11 protein-coding genes and 3 pseudogenes are annotated in these 18,206 nt (G+C 69.5%); 6 read left to right on the top strand and 8 right to left on the bottom strand.

The genetic code is table 11. The annotated features are described in order from the left end of the window. Positions 1-131 precede the first annotated feature (131 nt). From BX283_RS02105 to BX283_RS02090, 4 genes are read left to right on the top strand one after another with little or no spacing between them, the layout of a single operon-like run. Positions 132-1,424: an ABC transporter substrate-binding protein gene (locus tag BX283_RS02105; RefSeq protein ID WP_101385959.1), complete on the top strand. Its 1,293-nt coding sequence runs from the start codon at positions 132-134 to the stop codon at positions 1,422-1,424. Beyond that, positions 1,421-2,317, top strand: coding sequence for a carbohydrate ABC transporter permease (locus BX283_RS02100; RefSeq protein WP_101385958.1), 897 nt, complete (start codon positions 1,421-1,423; stop codon positions 2,315-2,317). Before BX283_RS02105 ends, BX283_RS02100 begins: the two co-directional genes overlap by 4 nt. Further along, on the top strand, positions 2,317-3,135 hold the full coding sequence (locus tag BX283_RS02095) for a carbohydrate ABC transporter permease (RefSeq protein ID WP_101385957.1): 819 nt from the start codon (positions 2,317-2,319) through the stop codon (positions 3,133-3,135). Before BX283_RS02100 ends, BX283_RS02095 begins: the two co-directional genes overlap by 1 nt. Positions 3,136-3,146: 11 nt before the next feature. Beyond that, positions 3,147-5,600, top strand: coding sequence for a beta-glucosidase (locus BX283_RS02090; protein WP_101385956.1), 2,454 nt, complete (start codon positions 3,147-3,149; stop codon positions 5,598-5,600). 24 nt (positions 5,601-5,624) lie between these two features. Here the strand turns inward: BX283_RS02090 and BX283_RS02085 are convergent. Together BX283_RS02085 and BX283_RS02080 are read right to left on the bottom strand one after the other, a co-directional pair. Beyond that, positions 5,625-5,846, bottom strand: a pseudogene (locus tag BX283_RS02085) (SDR family NAD(P)-dependent oxidoreductase); the annotation flags it as partial. 56 nt (positions 5,847-5,902) lie between these two features. Next, on the bottom strand, positions 5,903-7,321 hold the full coding sequence (locus BX283_RS02080; protein WP_101385955.1) for a non-reducing end alpha-L-arabinofuranosidase family hydrolase: 1,419 nt from the start codon (positions 7,319-7,321) through the stop codon (positions 5,903-5,905). Between the two features lie 397 nt (positions 7,322-7,718). Here BX283_RS02080 and BX283_RS02075 point away from each other — a divergent pair. Next, positions 7,719-7,908, top strand: a pseudogene (locus BX283_RS02075) (DUF2637 domain-containing protein); the annotation flags it as partial. A gap of 54 nt (positions 7,909-7,962) precedes the next feature. Here the strand turns inward: BX283_RS02075 and BX283_RS02070 are convergent. The 3 genes and pseudogenes from BX283_RS02070 to BX283_RS02060 all read right to left on the bottom strand — a co-directional run. After that, a pseudogene (locus BX283_RS02070) lies at positions 7,963-8,250 on the bottom strand (IS256 family transposase); the annotation flags it as partial. A gap of 158 nt (positions 8,251-8,408) precedes the next feature. Then, on the bottom strand, positions 8,409-8,846 hold the full coding sequence (locus tag BX283_RS02065) for a hypothetical protein (protein ID WP_101385954.1): 438 nt from the start codon (positions 8,844-8,846) through the stop codon (positions 8,409-8,411). A 114-nt stretch (positions 8,847-8,960) separates the two neighbouring features. Continuing rightward, complete coding sequence (locus BX283_RS02060) at positions 8,961-9,530, bottom strand: hypothetical protein (protein WP_101385953.1); 570 nt, start codon at positions 9,528-9,530, stop codon at positions 8,961-8,963. Positions 9,531-9,971: 441 nt separating this feature from the next. On the opposite strand from BX283_RS02060, the gene BX283_RS42100 reads away from it, so the two are divergent. After that, the gene (locus BX283_RS42100) at positions 9,972-11,702 is read left to right on the top strand and encodes an aminoglycoside adenylyltransferase domain-containing protein (protein ID WP_101385952.1); all 1,731 of its coding nucleotides are present in this window, start codon (positions 9,972-9,974) and stop codon (positions 11,700-11,702) included. 563 nt (positions 11,703-12,265) lie between these two features. On the opposite strand, the gene BX283_RS02050 is transcribed toward BX283_RS42100, so the two are convergent. From BX283_RS02050 to BX283_RS02040, 3 genes are all read right to left on the bottom strand, one after another. Next, a complete protein-coding gene (locus BX283_RS02050; protein WP_101385951.1) occupies positions 12,266-13,846 on the bottom strand; it encodes a PQQ-binding-like beta-propeller repeat protein in 1,581 nt (526 codons plus the stop codon). A gap of 748 nt (positions 13,847-14,594) precedes the next feature. After that, on the bottom strand, positions 14,595-15,197 hold the full coding sequence (locus BX283_RS02045; protein ID WP_306822770.1) for a hypothetical protein: 603 nt from the start codon (positions 15,195-15,197) through the stop codon (positions 14,595-14,597). Between the two features lie 392 nt (positions 15,198-15,589). Next, positions 15,590-18,157: an ABC transporter permease gene (locus tag BX283_RS02040; protein WP_101385950.1), complete on the bottom strand. Its 2,568-nt coding sequence runs from the start codon at positions 18,155-18,157 to the stop codon at positions 15,590-15,592. Between the last annotated feature and the right edge of the window lie 49 nt (positions 18,158-18,206).

Raw genomic sequence — 18,206 nt, 5'->3', positions numbered from 1 at the left:
TAGCCGGTCGGCCGATGTCGGCGGCCGATGGCACCGGTTCCTGCCGGAACCCTTGACGGGGGACAGGAGCGATCCTAGGTTTCCTCCAACATTCGCAAGTATGGCCGAAACATTCGAATGATGGGCAGGGTATGGGCACGAGATTCGCCGCGACCGCCGCGGCCACCGCACTCGTCCTGGGCATGACCGCAGCGTGCGGATCGGGCGGTACCTCCTCCGGCAAGGGATCCGGGACGATCCACGTGATGGTCTACGGTGACGCCGCCAACAAGGTGGAGAAGCAGATCGTCGACACCTTCAACAAGACCTCCAAGGTCAAGGTGGTGCTCGACACCGTCCCCGGCGCGGACTACCAGCAGAAACTGCAGACCTTGATCAACACCCGCCAGGCCCCGGACATCTTCTTCCACTGGGGCGGCGGCTCCATCCAGCCGTTCGCCAAGGCAGGACTGCTGCTCCCCCTGGACGACTTCATCGCCAAGGACCCAGGACTGAAGAACAACTTCCTGCCGGCGGTCTTCAACTCCTCGGTAGTGGACGGCAAACCGTACGGCGTGCCGATGCGCGGCACCCAGCCGGTGCTGCTGTTCCACAACAAGAAGGTGCTGGCCGACGCCGGACTGACGCCGCCGCGGACCTGGGAGGAGCTGCTCGCCGCCACCAAGACACTGAAGGCCAAGGGCATCACCCCGATCGCGCTCGGCGGCGCCGACCAGTGGCCCACACTGATGTGGTTCGAGTACCTGTACGACCGGATCGCCGGGCCCGGCCTCTTCCAGCGTGCGGTGAGCGGCGACAAGGAGGCGTGGGCGAGCGAGGACAGCCGCAAGGCGCTCGCCGCCCTCAAGGAGCTTGCGGATTCCGGCGCGTTCGGCGGCCACTTCGACTCCGTCAAGTTCACCGACGGCGGCTCCCCGGCCCTGGTGGCCAAGGGCAAGGCCGCCTTCGAGCTGATGGGCTCCTGGTACTACTCCACTCAGCAGGACGCCAACCCGGACTTCGCCAAGTCGAACCTGGGCTACACCCCTTTCCCCACCGTGAGCGGCGGCAAGGGCGACCCGGCCGACGTGGTCGGCAACACCAACAACTTCTACTCGGTGCTCAAGAAGACCAAGCACCCGGAGGCCGCCGCCGAGTTCCTCAAGCTCATGTACTCCGAAGAGTTCGTCAAGGCCCAGCTCGCCATCGGCAACCTGCCGACCACCGTCAACACCGTGAACCACCTCGGCTCTTCGGCCAACCCCGAGTACTCCACCTACCAGTACAAGCTGGTCAAGGCCGCCCCCTCGTTCCAGCTCTCCTGGGACCAGGCCTACCCGCAGAGCGCGTCCACCCGAATGCACACCGCCATCCAGCAGTTCTTCGACGGCAAGCTGGACGCCGACGGCTTCGTCAAGGCCATGCAGGCCTTGCCCACCGCATGAGGGCCGCCCCGAAGTCCGGCGCGGGGGTGACGCGACCGGGCTTCCTCTGGGCGGCGCCCGCCGCGGTGTTCTTCCTGCTCTTCGCGATCGTGCCGCTGGTCCTGGTCGCCCTTCTCTCCTTCACCAGCTGGGACGGCATCACCGAACCGCACTTCAACGGCCTGGACAACTGGACCGCACTGGTCCACGACCCGGTGATGATCCAGTCGATCTGGACCACCCTGCTCCTCACGGGCCTCGGTGTGGTCACCCAGACCCCGGTCAGCATCCTGCTCGGCGTCTGGGCCGCCGGCCACCAGCGCAACCGGGCCGTGCTCTCGGCGATCTACTTCGTACCCCTGCTGCTGTCGGCGACCGCCGTTTCCGTGGTGTGGCGGGCTGTCCTCGACCCCAACTTCGGCGTGCCGTCCCGCCTGACCTGGCTGTTCGGCGACGGCAACCTCCTCGGCAGCCGCAGCGGCGCGATCGCGGTGCTCACCTTCGTCGGGGTGTGGCAATTCACCCCGCTGCACGCGCTGATCTACCAGGGCGGCGCCCGCGCCATCCCCCAAGTGCTCTACCAGGCGGCCGCGGTGGACGGGGCGGGCACCGTCCGCCAGTTCTTCCACATCACCCTGCCGCACCTGCGCAACACCATCATCACCTCGATGGTGCTGATGGTGGTCGGCGGACTCACCACCTTCGACACGGTGCTGATCCTCACCCAGGGCGGCCCCGGCACCGATTCCACGGTCAGCTCCTTCTACATGTACCAAAAGGCCTTCAAGAGCTTCGACTTCGGCGCCGGCTCGGCCATCGCCCTGGTCCTGGTGGTCGTCGCCACCCTGATCTCACTGGCCGTGGTCAAGTTCTCCGGCTACGACCGGATGCACGGTACGGCGGAGGGCCTGTGATGCGCACCCGCCCCAACTACCTCGCCGGGCTCGGCTCGTTGGTGTGGCTGCTGCTCGTCGGCCTGCCCCTGTACGTCCTGGTGCTCGCCACCCTGCGCACCCGCTCCGACTACTCCACCGAGGGCCCGCTCAGCCTGCCGGCGCAATGGACCGTGCAGAACTACCTCACCGACCTGTCCAACGGCTTCGGCGAGGACTTCCGCAATACCCTCACCGTCACCGCCAGCGTGGTCGGGATCGTGCTGCTGGTCGTCCCGCCGCTCGCGTACGCCATCGTACGATCCCAGAGACGGGCCACCGGCTGGGTGTTCCGGCTGTTCCTGCTCGGCCTGGCGATCCCCGCCCAGGCAGTGATCGTGCCGATGTTCTATCTGATCAGCAAGGCCGGCCTCTACGATCACCTGATCGGTGTCATCCTGCCGACCGCGGCGTTCTGCCTCCCGGTCTGCACCCTGATCCTGACCGGTGCGATGCGCGACATCAGCCCCGAACTGTACGAGGCGATGGCCATGGACGGCGCCTCTCCGGCCCGGACCTTCCGGCAGCTGGTCCTGCCGCTGTCCAAAGGCGGCCTGTCGTCCATCGTGGTCTTCGCCGCGCTCCAGGCGTGGAACGGCTTCCTGTTCCCGCTGATCCTCACCCAGTCCGACTCCACCAAGGTCATCACCCTCGGCCTGTACGAGTTCCAGACCGAACACGGCGTAGACGTACCCGGACTCCTCAGCGCCGTGGTCCTGTCCATGATCCCCATCTTCGTCGTCTACCTGTTCGCCCGTCGCGCCCTGGTCCAGGGGCTGATGGGCGTGGGAGGAAAATGAGCGCCACTGCGATGCCCGCCCCGGACGCCACCCCGGCGAGCGTGCCGGACGGCGTACCCGCCTGGCGGGACCCCACGCTCACCCCGGAGGCCCGGGCCGACGCCCTGATCGCGGCGATGACCCTGCGGGAGAAGACCGCCCAGCTGATCGGCGTATGGGTCGGTGCCAGCGACGAGGGCGGCGAAGTCGCCCCGCACCAGCACGAAATGGAGGACCCGCTCGACCTCGACGCCCTGCTTCCCCACGGGCTCGGCCAGTTGACCCGCCCCTTCGGCACCGCACCGGTCGACCCGGCGCTCGGCGCACTCTCGCTGCTGCGCACCCAGCGCCGGATCGCCGCCGCCAACCGCTTCGGCATCCCCGCCCTCGCCCACGAGGAGTGCCTCGCCGGGTTCGCCGCCTGGGGCGCCACCGCCTACCCCGTCCCGCTGTCCTGGGGTGCCTCCTTCGACCCGGAACTGGTGCGGCGGATGGCCGCCGCGATCGGCCGCGACATGCGGGCCGTCGGAGTGCACCAGGGCCTCGCGCCGGTCCTCGACGTCGTGCGCGACGCTCGCTGGGGGAGGACCGAGGAGACCATCGGGGAAGACCCGTACCTCGTCGGCACCATCGCCACCGCATACGTACAGGGCCTGGAGTCCGCCGGTGTCGTCGCCACCCTCAAGCACTTCGCCGGCTACTCCGCCTCCCGCGCCGGACGCAACCTCGCCCCCGTCTCCATGGGCCCGCGCGAACGCGCCGACGCCATCCTGCCGCCGTTCGAGATGGCGATCCGCGAAGGCCGCCCCCGCTCGGTCATGCACGCCTACACCGACACCGACGGCATCCCCAGCGCCGCCGACGAAGCCCTGCTCACCGGCCTGCTCCGGGGCACCTGGGGCTTCACCGGCACGGTCGTGGCCGACTACTTCGGCATCGCCTTCCTCAAGAGCCTGCACGGTGTCGCCGAGGACTGGGCGCAGGCCGCCGCCCTGGCCCTCACCAGCGGCGTCGACGTTGAGCTCCCGACCGTGAAGACCTTCGGGCAGCCCCTGCTCGACGCGGTGGAAGCCGGGGCAGTATCGGAGGAGCTGATCGACCGGGCGCTGCGCCGCGTGCTCGCCCAGAAGGCCCAGCTCGGACTCCTCGACCCGGACTGGACCGGCGTGCCCGAAGCCCTCGCCGGTCGCGACCTGAGCCAACCGGAGGCGCTGCGCGGCACGGTCGACCTCGACCCGCCCGCCAACCGGACCCTCGCCACCCAACTCGCCGAACAGGCCGTGGTGCTGCTGCGCAACGACGGCCTCCTGCCCCTGCGCCACCCCGCCCGGATCGCACTGATCGGCCCCAACGCCGACGAACCCACTGCGGTACTCGGCTGCTACGCCTTTCCGGTCCACGTCGGCGGCCAGCACCCGGGGACGCCCCTGGGCATTGAACTTCCCACCTTGCAGGACGCGTTGAAGGCGGAGTTCGCCGGCAGCGAGCTGTGGACGCTACCCGGGGTGAGCGTCGACGGCGAGGACGCGAGCGGCATCGCCGAGGCCGTCCGGGTGGCACGCGAGGCGGACGTGGTGGTGCTGGCCCTCGGTGACCGGTCGGGCCTGTTCGGCCGCGGCACCAGTGGTGAGGGCTGTGACGCCGCCTCACTCGACCTTCCGGGCCGCCAGGGCGAGCTGCTGGAGGCAGTCCTGGACTGCGGCACCCCGCTCGTGGTGGCACTGCTGGCCGGGCGGCCGTACGCGCTGGGACGCGCGGTGAGCGAGGCGGCGGCGATCGTGCAGTGCTTCTTCCCCGGCGAGGGAGGCACGCGCGCGGTGGCGGGCGTACTGAGCGGACGGGTCAACCCGTCGGGGCGGCTCCCGGTCAGCATCCCCGCCCACCCCGCCGTCCAGCCGTCCACGTACCTCGCCGCACGCCTCGCCCAGGCGAGCGCTGTCTCCAGCACCGACCCCACCCCCGCCTACGGTTTCGGACACGGGCTCGGCTACAGCGACTTCACCTGGACCGCGCTGGCGGTCGAGACCGACGAGACCGGCACCGACGGCGAGTTCCGGCTCGGCTTCGAACTGCACAACACGAGCGACCGGTCAGGCAGCGAGACCGTACAGCTCTACCTCCACGACCCGGCAGCGAGCGTGGTCCAGCCGGTGCAGCGGCTGATCGGCTACCGGCGTATCGAACTGGCCGCGGGCGCCCGGTGCCGCGTGGACCTGGAGCTCCCCGCCGACCTGGCCTCCTTCACGGGCCGCGAGGGACACCGGATCGTCGAACCTGGCGCGCTGGAACTGCGTATCTCCGCCTCCAGCACCGACGCCCGCTTCACCGTACCGCTGCGTCTCACCGGACCCGTCCACACGTGCGACCACACCCGTCGCCTGCACCCGGTCTTCACTGTCCGCCCGGCACTTCAGTGCGACGACGGCCGACCAGTCGACGATCCCGCGGACACGGGCGGCGGTCCGGGCGGGGGTGCGACGGGGTAGCGCGGGCGATGTTTGGCCGCTTGCTTCGGAGGTCTCCGGGGCGAGCCCTGTGAGTCGTTCCTCGCTGCGGCAGACCAAGGCCCCAACGGCACCCTTCCGGGGGAGCTCTGGCGCAGTGGCGTGGCCGATGCCGCTTGAGGCCCCGGTGATCAGGGCGACGACAGGAGCCCCCAGCCGACGCGCGGCTGGGGGCCCTTCAACTGGTGCGTAGCGGTCGGCGCGGAGAGAAGCCTGCGCGCCGTACACCGCGCGTCGACGAGCCCGCGGACCTCACCAGATGGTGAGGTCCGCGGAGCAGCAGGTCAGCGCTGCAGGGTGAGGACGCCCGGCCGCCAGGGCAGCTGGTCGTAGGGGCCGCTCGCGGTGGGGTTCTTTCCTTGGTAGAGGAACTGCAGGTTGCAGGGGTCGATGGTCATGGTCTGGTCGGGGTTGTTGCGGACCAGGTCACCGTGGCTGATGTCGTTGGTCCAGGTGGCGCCGCTGTTGGCCTTGCCCGCGAAGGGGTTGCTCTCGGTGGCGGCCTGTGGTGTCCACGTACCGTTCAGGCTGGTGGCTGTGAACGAGCGGAAGTAGCGCTGCTCATTGGCTCCCCGGGCCTCGACGATCATGAGGTACTGGTTCTGGCCCTGGACCTTGTAGACCTGCGGCGCCTCGAAAAGGTTCTTCACCGTGTCGCTCATGACCGTCGTGTACGACGAGCCGAAGTTGCCGGGGAAGTTCCCGATCGGCATGCTCGCTCGGTAGATGCTGCCGTTGTCACCGGCGAAGAACAGGTACATGTTCTGGCCGTCGGCGATCAGGGTCTGGTCGATCGGGGCGGCGCCCGGGATGCCCCCGGTGAACAGCGGCTGCGGCGCGGACCAGCCGTTGGGGTTGGTGGGGTCGCTCGACGTGCGGTAGATAAAGGGCCACGCACCCCACTGGTACGTCAGGACCCAGATGTTCTTGGGCGCGAAGTAGAACAGCGTGGGCGCCACCGCGGCCTGGCTCATCCCGGTCTGGCCGGCCGATGCCATGTCCGACCAGTTGGTGAAGGGCTTGAATGCCATCGAACCGTAGGACGATCCCGACACGTTCGACGCGTAGACCAAGTGCTTGCCGTTGTGCACCACGCTGGTGAAGTCCTTCAGCGAGGCCCATCCGTTGGCGGGCTGTGCCAACACACCTGTCGATGTCCACCGGTATGTTGACGGCAGGGAACACGTGCTGGGCGGGGGCGTTCCCGACAGACCGGTCCATTTCTGGTTGTTGCTACCGTTGCACGTCCAGATCTGCACCGTCGTGCCGTTGGCCGTACCGGCGCCCGAAACGTCCAGGCACAGCCCGGACTCCACGCCGACGACCGTGCCGTCGGCGTTCACTCGCCACTGCTGGTTCGCACCGCCGCTACAGGTCCAGATCTGCACGCGGGTACCGGCAGAGGTGGCGTGGCCCGGAACGTCCAGGCACTTGTTGCCGTACACGGTCAGCTGGTTGCCGTCCGTCGAGGTCCACTGCTGATTGATCCCGCCGTGGCAGTCCCAGATCTGCAGGGCTGTGCCGTCGGTCTGGCTGGCGCCCGGCACATCCAGACACCGTCCTGAAGCAACACCGCGCAAGGCGCCACTGGCGGCTGCCTGAGCCGGGTTGGCGACGAGCATGGCCGCTAACGCGATCAGGACCGTGACCGCGGCGGCGAGCACCGTGGACAGGCGTCCGCGGCTGGAACTTCGTCTGCGCATGGGGACCTCGTCATCCTTGAAGAAGCGGTTCCGGCCGGCCCCGCCAGGGGCTGTGCGGACTGTCGATGTGGTGCGGTTCGGAGCGATGGGTGGGCACCGGGCCGCGCGTCGACGTGCGGCGAAGGGGAGGCGGCGATGGAGGTGATGAGGACATGACATCGGCATCCTGCGGAGTGCTCCTTGTGACTTGGCTGGCTGGGGCGGTGACTCGTAGGCGCCTGCGCGGTAGTGGGGCGGCTCTAGCGTGTTCGGGATATCGAACGAGGATCGAAGTATCGAGCAATCAGGATCATAGGGAACTGGAGAACGACGTCAATGCTTCTCGCATGATTCGAGAAATGGGCCGATAGTTTTCGCGGGTCGCGCCGTTCGCCGTCTGCCCGGCCGACGCGTCCCGTGGCAGCTGGCGGCGCCCACGATCGCCTTCAACAGTGCCGCGGCCTGACCGGCTGCGCGTGCGGATGCACGCGGTGATCCCGGTCCTGTTCGTCGTCGCGGTGGAGGCCGCTCGCCACGCGGCGGGCCGGACCGCCGACATCAGCGCCGACGAGCACATGGAGGGGGTGCGCCTGAGGCGCTGGGTGATAGGCGGCGCCGGGCCTGCTCGGCCTGCCGCTGGGCGGTCAGCCTGATCACGGTGGGCGGCGACAGGCCGGCCGCGCTGCCGAGGAGAACCGCTTGCGCTCGCTGGTGGCCTCATCGACGTGCTGGTCGTTCACGCGCCGGGCCTTGACCTCGATGACGCCGGCAGCTGTGGTGACCTCCCGAGGCTGGTGGAAGCCGTTGCGCACCACCAGGCGCCGCCCGTTCTCGTCCTTCTCGTGGGCCGACTCGGCTATGTATGCGTTGACTTCGGCTTCCAGCGCAGCGGCCAGCATCCGCCGGGCGCCCTCACGGACAGGCTCGGGGCGTGGTGCCTCGAACAGCAGAGGTCGGTGAACCGGCCTGCGATGACAGTGCCGGGGGCACGACCCGCCCCCGGCACTGCGGCCGCCGCTGCCCCTTCGGGAAGCGGCGGCCGGGCTCGTCCAGGCGGTGCCCCGTTGCCCTGTCCACGGGCCTGTCCGGGGCACCAGCGCCCCGGGCATCAGGTCGAGATGATGCCCGTCCACACTTCGCCGACCACGCGGCCGGACTCGGTCTCGTATGCGTGGGCCTTGTAGTGCGCGTTGTGGGTGCAGGACCACGAGTCGCTGGCGTGGAAGGGGCCCTGCTTGGGGACGGCATGGATTCCGCCGGTGCGGTAGTTGGATGCGACGACGCTCCAGGCGCCGGTGCAGTCGCTCCATAGTTCGTCGTAGAACCGCACGTCGGTCGACGCACCACTGTCGGTGACCGTCTGGTTGGTGTAGCCCCGGTAGCCGGTGGTCTCGACGCATTCCTGGACGGTCCAGCCGTACGCGAGGCGCGTGAGGGGCGTGCATGTTCCGCCGGCCGCTTGCGCGGAGGGGCTGAGGCTGATGAGGGTTGCGGCGGCGAGGGCCGCAGCGGCGCTGGCGCCGGTGAGTGCGCGTCCGATCCGCATTACGGGATGCCTTCCTGCGGGGTGGGTGTGGGAGTTGGTGCATGAGCTCGCTGATGTACGGCGATCAAGGCTGGTGGCGCGACGGGTCCTCCCGCCGCGCCTCGTTCGGCTTCCTCAGCCCCAGTAGCCCTCGGTGCCGGGGCAGGCGTGGTACGTGTTCGAGTGCCAGAGGGCGTTGCCGTTGGCGTCGTAGATCACGAAGTTGCCGTCGGCCTGGACGATGGCCCTGGTGCCGCTCGTGCTGTGGGTGGGCGGCTTGGTGAGCGAGGACCACTCGGCCTGGTTCTGAAAGTAGGAACCGTTGGGTGTGTTGATCAGGACGGAGTCGTAGACGACCATGCTCCCGCCGCCGGCCCCGCCCTCGAACAGGACGTACGGGTAGGCGCGGTGGTAGGCGGTGCCCGTGGCCCAGACGGCCTTGCTGCTCCCCTTCCCCTGGCAGTACAGCACGAGATTGCCGTCGCTCTGCATCTTGAGCACCGTGAACGGCCCCCACCACTCATGGGTGGGCGAGTACGCCCTGCCATCCATGTAGATGGTGGTCTGGTGGCTGCAGCCGTCGCCGCCGGTGCAGCCGATGGTCGCGCTGGCGCTTCCCGAGGCTGTGAGGGTGGCGCCGAGGGCGGCCGCGAGCGTCGCGGCGGTCATGGCGATGGCGCGCTTGGCCTTGTTGAGCTTGCGCATGGGTTTGGTTTCCCCCTTGTGTCGATAGTGGCGGCCGTCGTGACGCCGTCACGCTCGTCGTGCACGTAAGCAGCGTCGACTGACGCTGGCGATGCCCTGGCTGCATCCGCTGGGAGGTGCGCCGACCGAAGTGGTCGCTCTTCGGTGAGCCTCGCTGCGGTGATGCTAGGAACGTGCGTCCGTCGGTCGTCCTAGGTTCGTCCTAAGGCCAGGTCAGCAGGGGGGCAGCCGTTCTCAATTGCTGGGGGATGCAGGGGATTCGGGATGCTGGGGCCTGTCAGAGGCACGAAAAGGCCCGGAAATCACTCGGGGAAGTCGGCAGTATGTCTCGCCGAGAGCGGTAGCGGTCAATCGGCCCGGCGCCACCCCCACTCCAGTTAGCCAGTCCGACCTGCGGAAACTCTGGTGCGACCGGCCTGTTCGGCAGTGGACACTGGGGAAATGGAACAGATTGCCGAGCTCGTTGAGCTGCTCGACGACGTATGGGGTCCCGAGGTCATTGGTGGCTACCTGCACGGCTCCGCCGTGTCCGGTGGCCTCCAGGCGGCCGGTGAGCTGGACGTCCTCGTCGTCGCTCAGCGCAGCTTGCGTGACGAGGAACGGCAGGCCCTGCTGCGCGGTTTGCTCACGATCTCCGGGACGCATCTGAGGGACGGGGCCGACGAGGGGGCGCGGCGGCCGATCAGCCTCACCGTCGTCGTACAGTCCGAAATCCGCCCCTGGCGGTACCCGGCGAACGGCGACTTCCACTACGGCGAGGGGCTGCGCGCGCAGTTCGAGGCGGGCGAGGAGACGCGGCCGGGGGAGATGCCCGCCGTGGCCCTCGACGTCACGATGGCGCTGTCGGGCGCCCGCCCTCTCACCGGCCCCCGGCCGGAGCTGATCCTGGATCCGGTGCCGCATGCGGACGTGGTCGAGGCGAGTGCGGCGTGCGTGACGCGTCTGGTCGCTGGTCTGGACGGCGATCCTCGCGGCGCCCTACTGGGCCTGGCCCGCATCTGGTGCCTTCTGGCCACCGGCGAGGTCCGGTCGAAGAGCGCCGCGGCTGACTGGGCCCTGGCGCACCTCGCGCCGGAACACCGTCCGGTCCTGGAGCGTGCCATGGACAGGGGGAGCAGGGACGGTCGCAACGGGGAGGGCTGGGGCGGGGAGTTGAGGGCCCGGGTGCGGCCATGCGTGGAGGGGATGGTCACCGAGATCGACCGGTTCTGGGATGCGACGGCCGAAGAGGAGGCACTCTTCGTCAACAGGCGGTACCCTCTGGTCGCCAACGGGCTGCGCATGCTGGAGCACGCTGCGGTCGCCCTCGCCGGGGAACCCGACCGGGACGAGGTCGCGTACCCCGTGCTCCATCTCCACACGGCGGCGGAAGCCCTCCTGCGAGGGCGTATGGCCATGCGCCCGTTGGGCGACGTCTGGCCCGTCGGCAACGGGGAGCGGGACAGCAACCGGCATACGCGCGGTGAGTACGAGCCCTTCGGGCTGCACGAGGCGGCAGAGGTCGCTGACAGCTGGTGCGACACGGACATCGAGGCGGCGCGCGCCGACCTGATGGCTTTCGCACACGTACGCAACCGGGTTCTGCTGTCGTCGGACGAGGACAGCGACAGCTTGACGGCGATCAGGTGCCGGGCCCTTCCGGTGCTCGACCTGACGCTCGCCTTGGTGGAGACCGACATCCTCGGGCAGCTGGCGCAGGACGTCTTCGGCCAGCACGCGCGTGGCGTACGGCGTTCTGTGAGGCGGGTGCGCGCGGCCACGGAGCGTATCCGCGAGGCCGTCGAGGAGCGCCGGCGTGCGATCGCGTGGCTGTCGCACGAGGAGGCCGTCGTCCCCTGCCCGTACTGCGGCCAGTTCGCCGTACTGGGGGGCGACGACAGGATCGATTGCCTCCTGTGCGACCGGGAGTTCGGCTTCGCCACCCAGTACGCGGCCTCGGAGCTCGCCCCGTTGGCACCGGCGTACGAACCCGAACGGTGCGCCGACTGCGGCCACAACTCTATTCTGAACAACACCCCGATCGCCGCCCGGCCCGATGCCGAAGTCGATGTGTGCCTGTACGACGGCCGGGTGATGCGGGACCAGTGCGCCAGTTGCCGGGACTTGACCGCCTCGCCGTCGGCGGAGGGCCTGTGCCTGCTATGTGCCGCGCGGAAGGTGGCGCGGGAATAGGTGGGCGGGAGCAGGTCTGCGGCGGGCGTGCGGGCGCGGGCGAGCAGTGGTGGCATCCGCTCGTCACGGCTCCGGGCAGGTCCGGTCGGGTACGCCCCAGCCGTTGACCGCTGCCTCGCGGCCTGTGGTGACACGAACAACTGGCCCGGGGCTTCCCGGTGCGCGTCCCGCATCGACATCAGGATTGTTCGGCACCCCAGAACCGGGCTGCCGAACAATCCCCCTTCGCTGACGGAGTCCCAGGACGGGAAAGACCGCCTGCTCAAGCCGGGCGAGACAGGTCGGGTGTGGCTGAGGATCTACGGCGGTCCCGGTGCCGACGTCCTGCCGACACGACTGATGACCGCACGTTGATCCACTGTGTCCGCCGCTGCCCGTGACACTCTGCGGGCTGGACGTCCCGGCCAGCCACCATGGCCGGGACGTCCAGCCCGCACACCTCACCGGGGACAGCGCCGTGCGCACCATCTGGTCCGGTTTGCCGGTCGCCGCATCCGATGGCTTGCACCAGAACTCCTCCTCGCCTGCCCCAGTTACAGAGGCCGTGCCGTTACAGGAGGCAGTTACGGGAGGCCGAGTGGCCGGTAGGCGATGATCCGGCTGCCCGCGGCCACGTACACGGTGTGGTTGGCCACGGAGACCCCGTTGCTGGCGAGCGCGGCGACGGCGTCGATCGCGCCGTCGACGGCCAGGGGCCGGCGGAGGATCTGAAGGCCGGTGCGTGCGTCGTAGGCGTCGAGGAAGCCGATCGAGTCGACTGTGTACACGACGCCGTCCGCGGCGGCGACCGGCTGGTAGTGGATGCCGTCCCCGACGGGCGAGAGCCAGGTGGCCGTGCTCGCGTCGGGCGGGAAGGCGACCATCAGCGTGCCGGGGGACACATCGGCGTACACCCGGCGGGCCACAGGGTCGTAGGCGGTGGAGGCACCGTTGCACACCAGGCAACTGACGCCGAGCAGGATCCGGCGCTCGGCCGCCATCGAGTCCGCCCGGACCACGTGGTAGACCCCCGATTTCTGCAGCTCACCGACGAGCAGTGTGCCGTCCGGGCCGCGCATCAGGTTGGGCGCCGCACCGAAGTCGAGGTCCTGTTGCAGACAGCCCACACTGTCGCGGGCTTCCTCGAACGGGGGGAGGAAAGGCGGGAAGGGCGGGATCGTGGGATTTTCCGGGAGCAGCATGCAGGTCGGCCGCGCCAGGTCGCGCACGATGGGGACGTACTGGTCGATCAGTCCCTTGTAGGAGGCGATGATGGTGCCGAAGGTCGGCCTCCTCTGCATCAGGTCGATCTTGAGGATGGCGTTGGACCGCTCGTTCTCGTGCTGCTTGCTGAAGGGGTTGCCGGTGCCGACATAGGCGTATCCGGTCGCCGTGTCCACGGCCGGAGTACTCCAGATTCCGCCGCCGGCATCACCGGCCAGCTGGTCGGCGGCCGGGATGGTGTAGGTGTGTTTGAGGAGCTGGCCGTCGGACTCCCGAAGGACGGTGAAACCACCCTGGGCGGTGGGTACTCCCTCCGGGCCGGAGAAGCCCACGACGACGGCCCCCCGGTACACGATCGGGCTGGCGTGGGTGTAGGCGCCGGGCTGCGAGTCCAGCGGGGGGCTCTGCCACACCTGCTCCCCGGTCTGTGCGTCCAGCGCCAGTACGTACGGGCCGCCGGACTTGTTCACCGCCACGAATGCCCGCTGCCCGTCGACGGCGATCGTGGAGACCACGACGCCTGCCCGGGCGCCGGTCTCGGCGATGGTCAGATCGATGTGCGTCCGCCACACCCGGCGGCCGGTGTCCGCGTTCACGGCGGCCACGTCGCCGGCGGCGTCACCCACGTACACACATCCTCGTGCGACGGCCGGTGTGCCGGCGAGATCCTCATAGCCCACCACCTGTGACGGGTTGCCGGTGTCGTAGACCCACCGCGGTGCGAGGGTGGCGGCCTTGGCCGGCGGCAGCCCTCTCTCGGCCTGCTGCGTGCGCGTGTTGGCGTAGTCCTTCCCGTACATCGGCCAGTCGCCCCCGGGCGCCATCGGGCCCGAGCATCCCGGGCTGCTCGAAACCGCCGCTCCCGAAGGGGCCAGTGCACTGCTGAGAACCATCACCGCGGCCACGGCCACGGCCTTGGCCATCATGGCGAGTTGTCGCATGACGGACCTCCTGACGCGAAGGGGGGATGATGCGGAAGGTGTGCCCTTGCCGTGGCCGTTGTCGTGGCCGCGTCCGTGCCTGACACCGTGTCAGGGGTGCGGCCGGAAACCGGCCTCGGTCAACTCCGCTCACCCGAGCAGCACGTGCGCGCTCGGCCGGACAGACGCGGTTGCCGACTGACACCGTCCCGGTCGGAACCGCGACAATCACCACGCGCGTGGAGGCCAACAAGGCAGAGTCCACCACTGACGGCTCCCGGTACGAAGGGCCCCTTCCTGCGTCGTACGCGCGAGCCAGGACGCGTACCGCAATTGGTGGAGCAGAGCGCCGGGCCACCTACGCCCGGACTACTGCAGACAGCCAGTTGTGGAGCACTCTTGTCTCGGTACGGCGCGTGTGGGGAGTGTCCGCCGACAGACCAGATCTGGCCATACAGACGACAGGGCACACGGTTGCGTGCGATGGAGCGCGCTACGGCGAAGCGCCGTACACCGTCTCCCGCGCGTGACGAGAGACGCGCAGGGGGCGCTGCGCGCAGAAAACCCCCCGTTGGGTGTGAGCGGCATCCTGGGAGGGGAGAGAAGGGCAGGCACACCAGCGGGTCATCGGCCTGATCTGCCCCGGTGGTCTGGCCGACCTGACCGGTGCCGATCCCGCACCACCGGGGGGTTCAGGCCACCGTGCCGTCCACGGGATAGCCGATCTCCGCGGCCGCCCGGGCGATTTCAGCGAGGGACGCCTGCGCGTTCAGGCGCTCAGCGATGTCTCGGGTGAGCGGCCGCAGGTCATAGACGTGCCGCACCGCATTCGGATCGACGGGAGTCTCGTAGTAGTACTCGGCGAACTCCACGAACCTTCCGGCGTTGGGTCGACGAGCAGGGGGAACAGCCACTCGGAGCCGTCCGGGTCCGGATGGCCTTGTGGGAAGTCGATCGTCCCGGTCTGCCAGTGGCTGCTTCCGTTCAGGCGCCACAGGCACACGGTGACGACGGGGGTGCCGTCCTCGTCTGTGAAGGCCGGCTCGTCCACGAAGCGGCGCAACTCTTCGGGAACGCAGTCCACCACGCCGGGCCAGGGCTCTGGCACATCGTCACGGTGGTAGGGGCTCATCGGCGACTCGTGATCGAACCCCCGGATGTAGGCGCCCTCGGGAGCGAAGACGATGTCATACTCGTCGCCCGTACCGTTACGCATCGAGGCCGCCTCCTCGGCTTGCGACCAGCCCGCGGTGAAGGCGTACTGGCGCTCCCCGCCCGGGCTGAGCACGGCCTCCACCATGGCCATCGAGCGGCACAGGTCCCGCAGCACACCCACGTCCGGCAGCACACGGGCTACGTCATGAACAGTCATACGCCTATCCAAGCCGACGCCACTGACAGTCACTGTTCCGAGTTGTGGCGGTGGTCGCTGCGCATGTACTCGGCCACTCCACGTTGATCGCCGTGAACGCCGTCGAATAGCCGAGGACGCCCTCCCAGACCGAGTTCAGAAGGGCGTGCATCCCCAAGGTGAACGTGCCTGTACGTCCTCTGGCAGGGCCTCGCCGACGTCCTGGCGGCCCGGCTGACGGGCAGCGAACCGGGGCCCCGTACGGATCGGTTACCTCCTCACCCACATCAGCCTCGGCCGCCGCGACGACGTCGTCCAGTTCGCCCGCGCCGACGAGCGCCCGCGTCCCGTCGTGCTGACCGGACCTGCCGTCGCCGTCAAGGACGCCGCCGTGCGCGGCACTTTGCCCTCCCTCAGGAGTCGCTGACGGCTTGCATGGGGCTCAGTGCGGCGGCCCGGCGTGCGGGGAGGGCGGCTGCGGCGGCGCCGACGGCGAGGGAGAGGGCGACGACCAGGGCGAGGGTGCCCCACGGGAGGCTGAAGGCGTACTGGGGGATTGCTCCGTTGGCCAGTCCGCTGACCTTCCACGCTCCGAACAGGCCGCCGGTGAGGCCCAGTAGCGTGCCGTAGGCGGCGACCGTGAGGGATTCGACGCGGATCATGCGGCGGATGCCGGTGCGGTCCATGCCGATGGCGCGCAGCACGCCGATCTCCCGGGTGCGTTCGGCGACCGACATGGCGAGTGTGTTGACCATGCCGAGTGCGGAGATGATCACGCCGATGGCGAGCAGTCCGAAGACCATGGTGATCAGGCCGCCGGCGACACCGGCCTGTTCCTGGACGAGCTGGCTGCGGGTCTGGACCTTCAGCAGGGGGCTGTTGTCGACGGCGCCGCGCAACCGCTTCTCCATACCCGGGGAGGAGGTGTGGTGGTCGGTGGCCACCAGGATGCGCTGGACGGAGTTCCGCAGATAGCCGTGCTGTTGCACGTCGCCGCGGTAGGCGAGAGCGTCCTGCGCGGTGGGGTTGTCCTGGTAGATCCCGACGACGGTGTACGGCTTTTCGCGGTCGCCCTCGCCGGGGCCGATGCTCGCCTTGATCTGTTGGCCGGTGCTGATCCGGTTCTCCTGGGCGAAGCCGGTGGAGACGGCGATCCGGCCCGGTCCGATGTCGGTGGCGGAACCGCTCGTGAAGTGCAGTTTCATGACGCTGCCCACGGTCTTCGGGTCGACGCCGGAGACTTGGCGGGCGAAGGCGCCGGTGGAGATGGTGGAGTCCGCGACGGCCGAAGCGGTCCGCACACCGGGCAGGTCGGCGACCCGTCGGAGGGCGGCCGTGTCGATGGCGGTGGTGGTGTTGCGGGTACTGATGACGTAGTCGGCGCTCAGACCGGCAGCCGCCTGACTGTCCAGGGCCCGGCTGGAGGAGTGGTCGATGACGGCGAGTCCGGAGACCAGCGCGGTGCTGATCATCAGGGCGGCGGCGGTGGCCGCGGTACGGCGGGGATCGCGCAGGGCGTTGTCCTTCGCGAGGTCGCCGACGACACCGAGGCGGGCGGTGAGCCGGCCGAACAGACGGATCACCGGGCTCGCGAGCAGCGGCGCCAGCACGATCAGACCGGTCACCAGGATGCCGCAGCCGAGCATCGCGGTCTGCAGGTTCGCGTCCTTGGCGTCCTTGGCGTCGTTGAGCGAGAAGAGCAGGCCCGCGCCGACGAGGAGCACGGCCGTGCCGACGACGCCCCGTAGGCGGGACAGCGCCGTGGAGGCGGGCTGCTCGGCGGTGCGCATCGCCTCGACGGGGGCGATCCTGGCCGCGCGCCGGGTGGGCAGCCAGGCGGCCAGGACCGTGACGCCGACGCCGACGGCGAGGGAGGCGAGCACCGGGGCGGCCCCGATCACCAGCGGGCCCCGGGGCAGCAGATCCTCATCGGTACCGAGCAGGCCGGGCAGGACGGTGGCGACGCCGAGCCCGAGGACGAACCCCGCCGCGGAGGCGACCAGACCGACCAGGGCCGCCTCGGCGAGCACGGAGCGGACCACTTGGCGGCGGGTGGCGCCGATCGCGCGGAGCAGTGCGATCTCGCGGGAGCGCCGCGTGATGAGCATGGTGAATGTGTTGATGATGAGGAACGAACCGATGAACAGCGACACCACAGCGAAGATCATGGGCAGCCGTGAATAGCTACGCGTCTTGGTGTCGATGAACATCGACTGCTGATTGGCCTTCGCGGTGGCGGTGGTGGCCTCGGCGCGGTCGGCCGGCAGCAGTGCGCCGATGCGCTGGGCGAGCGTGAACTGGTCGGTGCCGGGCGCGGCGGACACGTCGATGCCGGTGTAACAGCCCGGGGTGGCGAAGAGCTTCTGCGCGGTGGTCCGGTCGAACACCGCCAGGGTGCCGCCGGAGGTGACCCGGGTGTCGTCGGTGGAGACAGTGCCGACCAGCCGCATCCGCAGCACGGGGCCGTCCGTGGCCAGGGTGACGGTGTCACCCAGCGCGTACTTGCCGGCCTTCGCGGTGCCCTGGTCCAGGACCACCTCGCCGCCGGTGCGCGGTGCGCGCCCGGCCGTCAGCCGGTATCGGCTGTCCATGCCGTCGGCGCCGGGGAGATAGGCGGCGGCCAGCTTGCCCATGGCGTTGTCGGCGCGCATCGGCGAGCCGTCCTTGGCGGCCAGGGTGACGGACCCGTCGACCGTCGGGCGGACCGCGCTGACACCGGGCACGGTGGCCAGCTTGCGTACGAGCGCGTCGTCCAGGACGGTCGCGCGGGCGTCCGCGGGGGTGCCCGGGGGGTATTTCGGGTCCACGGTGACCGCGATGCCGGCGTAGTTCTTCGCCATGGAGGCGCGGTAGGCGGAGGTGGTGGAGTCGGCGAAGACGAGCGAGCCGGAGATGAACGCGACCCCGAGACCGACCGCGAGGACGGTCATGATCAGACGGGCCTTGTGCGCGAGGACGTTGCGCAGGGCTGTTCGCAGCATGGTGGGCTTTCGGAGACCTTCTACGTGGACGAGATACGTGGACGAGAGG

Source organism: Streptomyces sp. TLI_146 (assembly GCF_002846415.1).
Classification (GTDB): Bacteria; Actinomycetota; Actinomycetes; order Streptomycetales; family Streptomycetaceae; genus Streptomyces.
This window is presented reverse-complemented; position numbering and strand designations above follow the sequence as displayed.

Coding starts and splice junctions, on each gene's coding strand:
- BX283_RS02105 (WP_101385959.1), top strand. CDS start 132: ATGGGCACGAGATTCGCCGCGACCGCCGCGGCCACCGCACTCGTCCTG.
- BX283_RS02100 (WP_101385958.1), top strand. CDS start 1,421: ATGAGGGCCGCCCCGAAGTCCGGCGCGGGGGTGACGCGACCGGGCTTC.
- BX283_RS02095 (WP_101385957.1), top strand. CDS start 2,317: ATGCGCACCCGCCCCAACTACCTCGCCGGGCTCGGCTCGTTGGTGTGG.
- BX283_RS02090 (WP_101385956.1), top strand. CDS start 3,147: ATGCCCGCCCCGGACGCCACCCCGGCGAGCGTGCCGGACGGCGTACCC.
- BX283_RS02080 (WP_101385955.1), bottom strand. CDS start 7,321: ATGCGCAGACGAAGTTCCAGCCGCGGACGCCTGTCCACGGTGCTCGCC.
- BX283_RS02065 (WP_101385954.1), bottom strand. CDS start 8,846: ATGCGGATCGGACGCGCACTCACCGGCGCCAGCGCCGCTGCGGCCCTC.
- BX283_RS02060 (WP_101385953.1), bottom strand. CDS start 9,530: ATGCGCAAGCTCAACAAGGCCAAGCGCGCCATCGCCATGACCGCCGCG.
- BX283_RS42100 (WP_101385952.1), top strand. CDS start 9,972: ATGGAACAGATTGCCGAGCTCGTTGAGCTGCTCGACGACGTATGGGGT.
- BX283_RS02050 (WP_101385951.1), bottom strand. CDS start 13,846: ATGCGACAACTCGCCATGATGGCCAAGGCCGTGGCCGTGGCCGCGGTG.
- BX283_RS02045 (WP_306822770.1), bottom strand. CDS start 15,197: ATGACTGTTCATGACGTAGCCCGTGTGCTGCCGGACGTGGGTGTGCTG.
- BX283_RS02040 (WP_101385950.1), bottom strand. CDS start 18,157: ATGCTGCGAACAGCCCTGCGCAACGTCCTCGCGCACAAGGCCCGTCTG.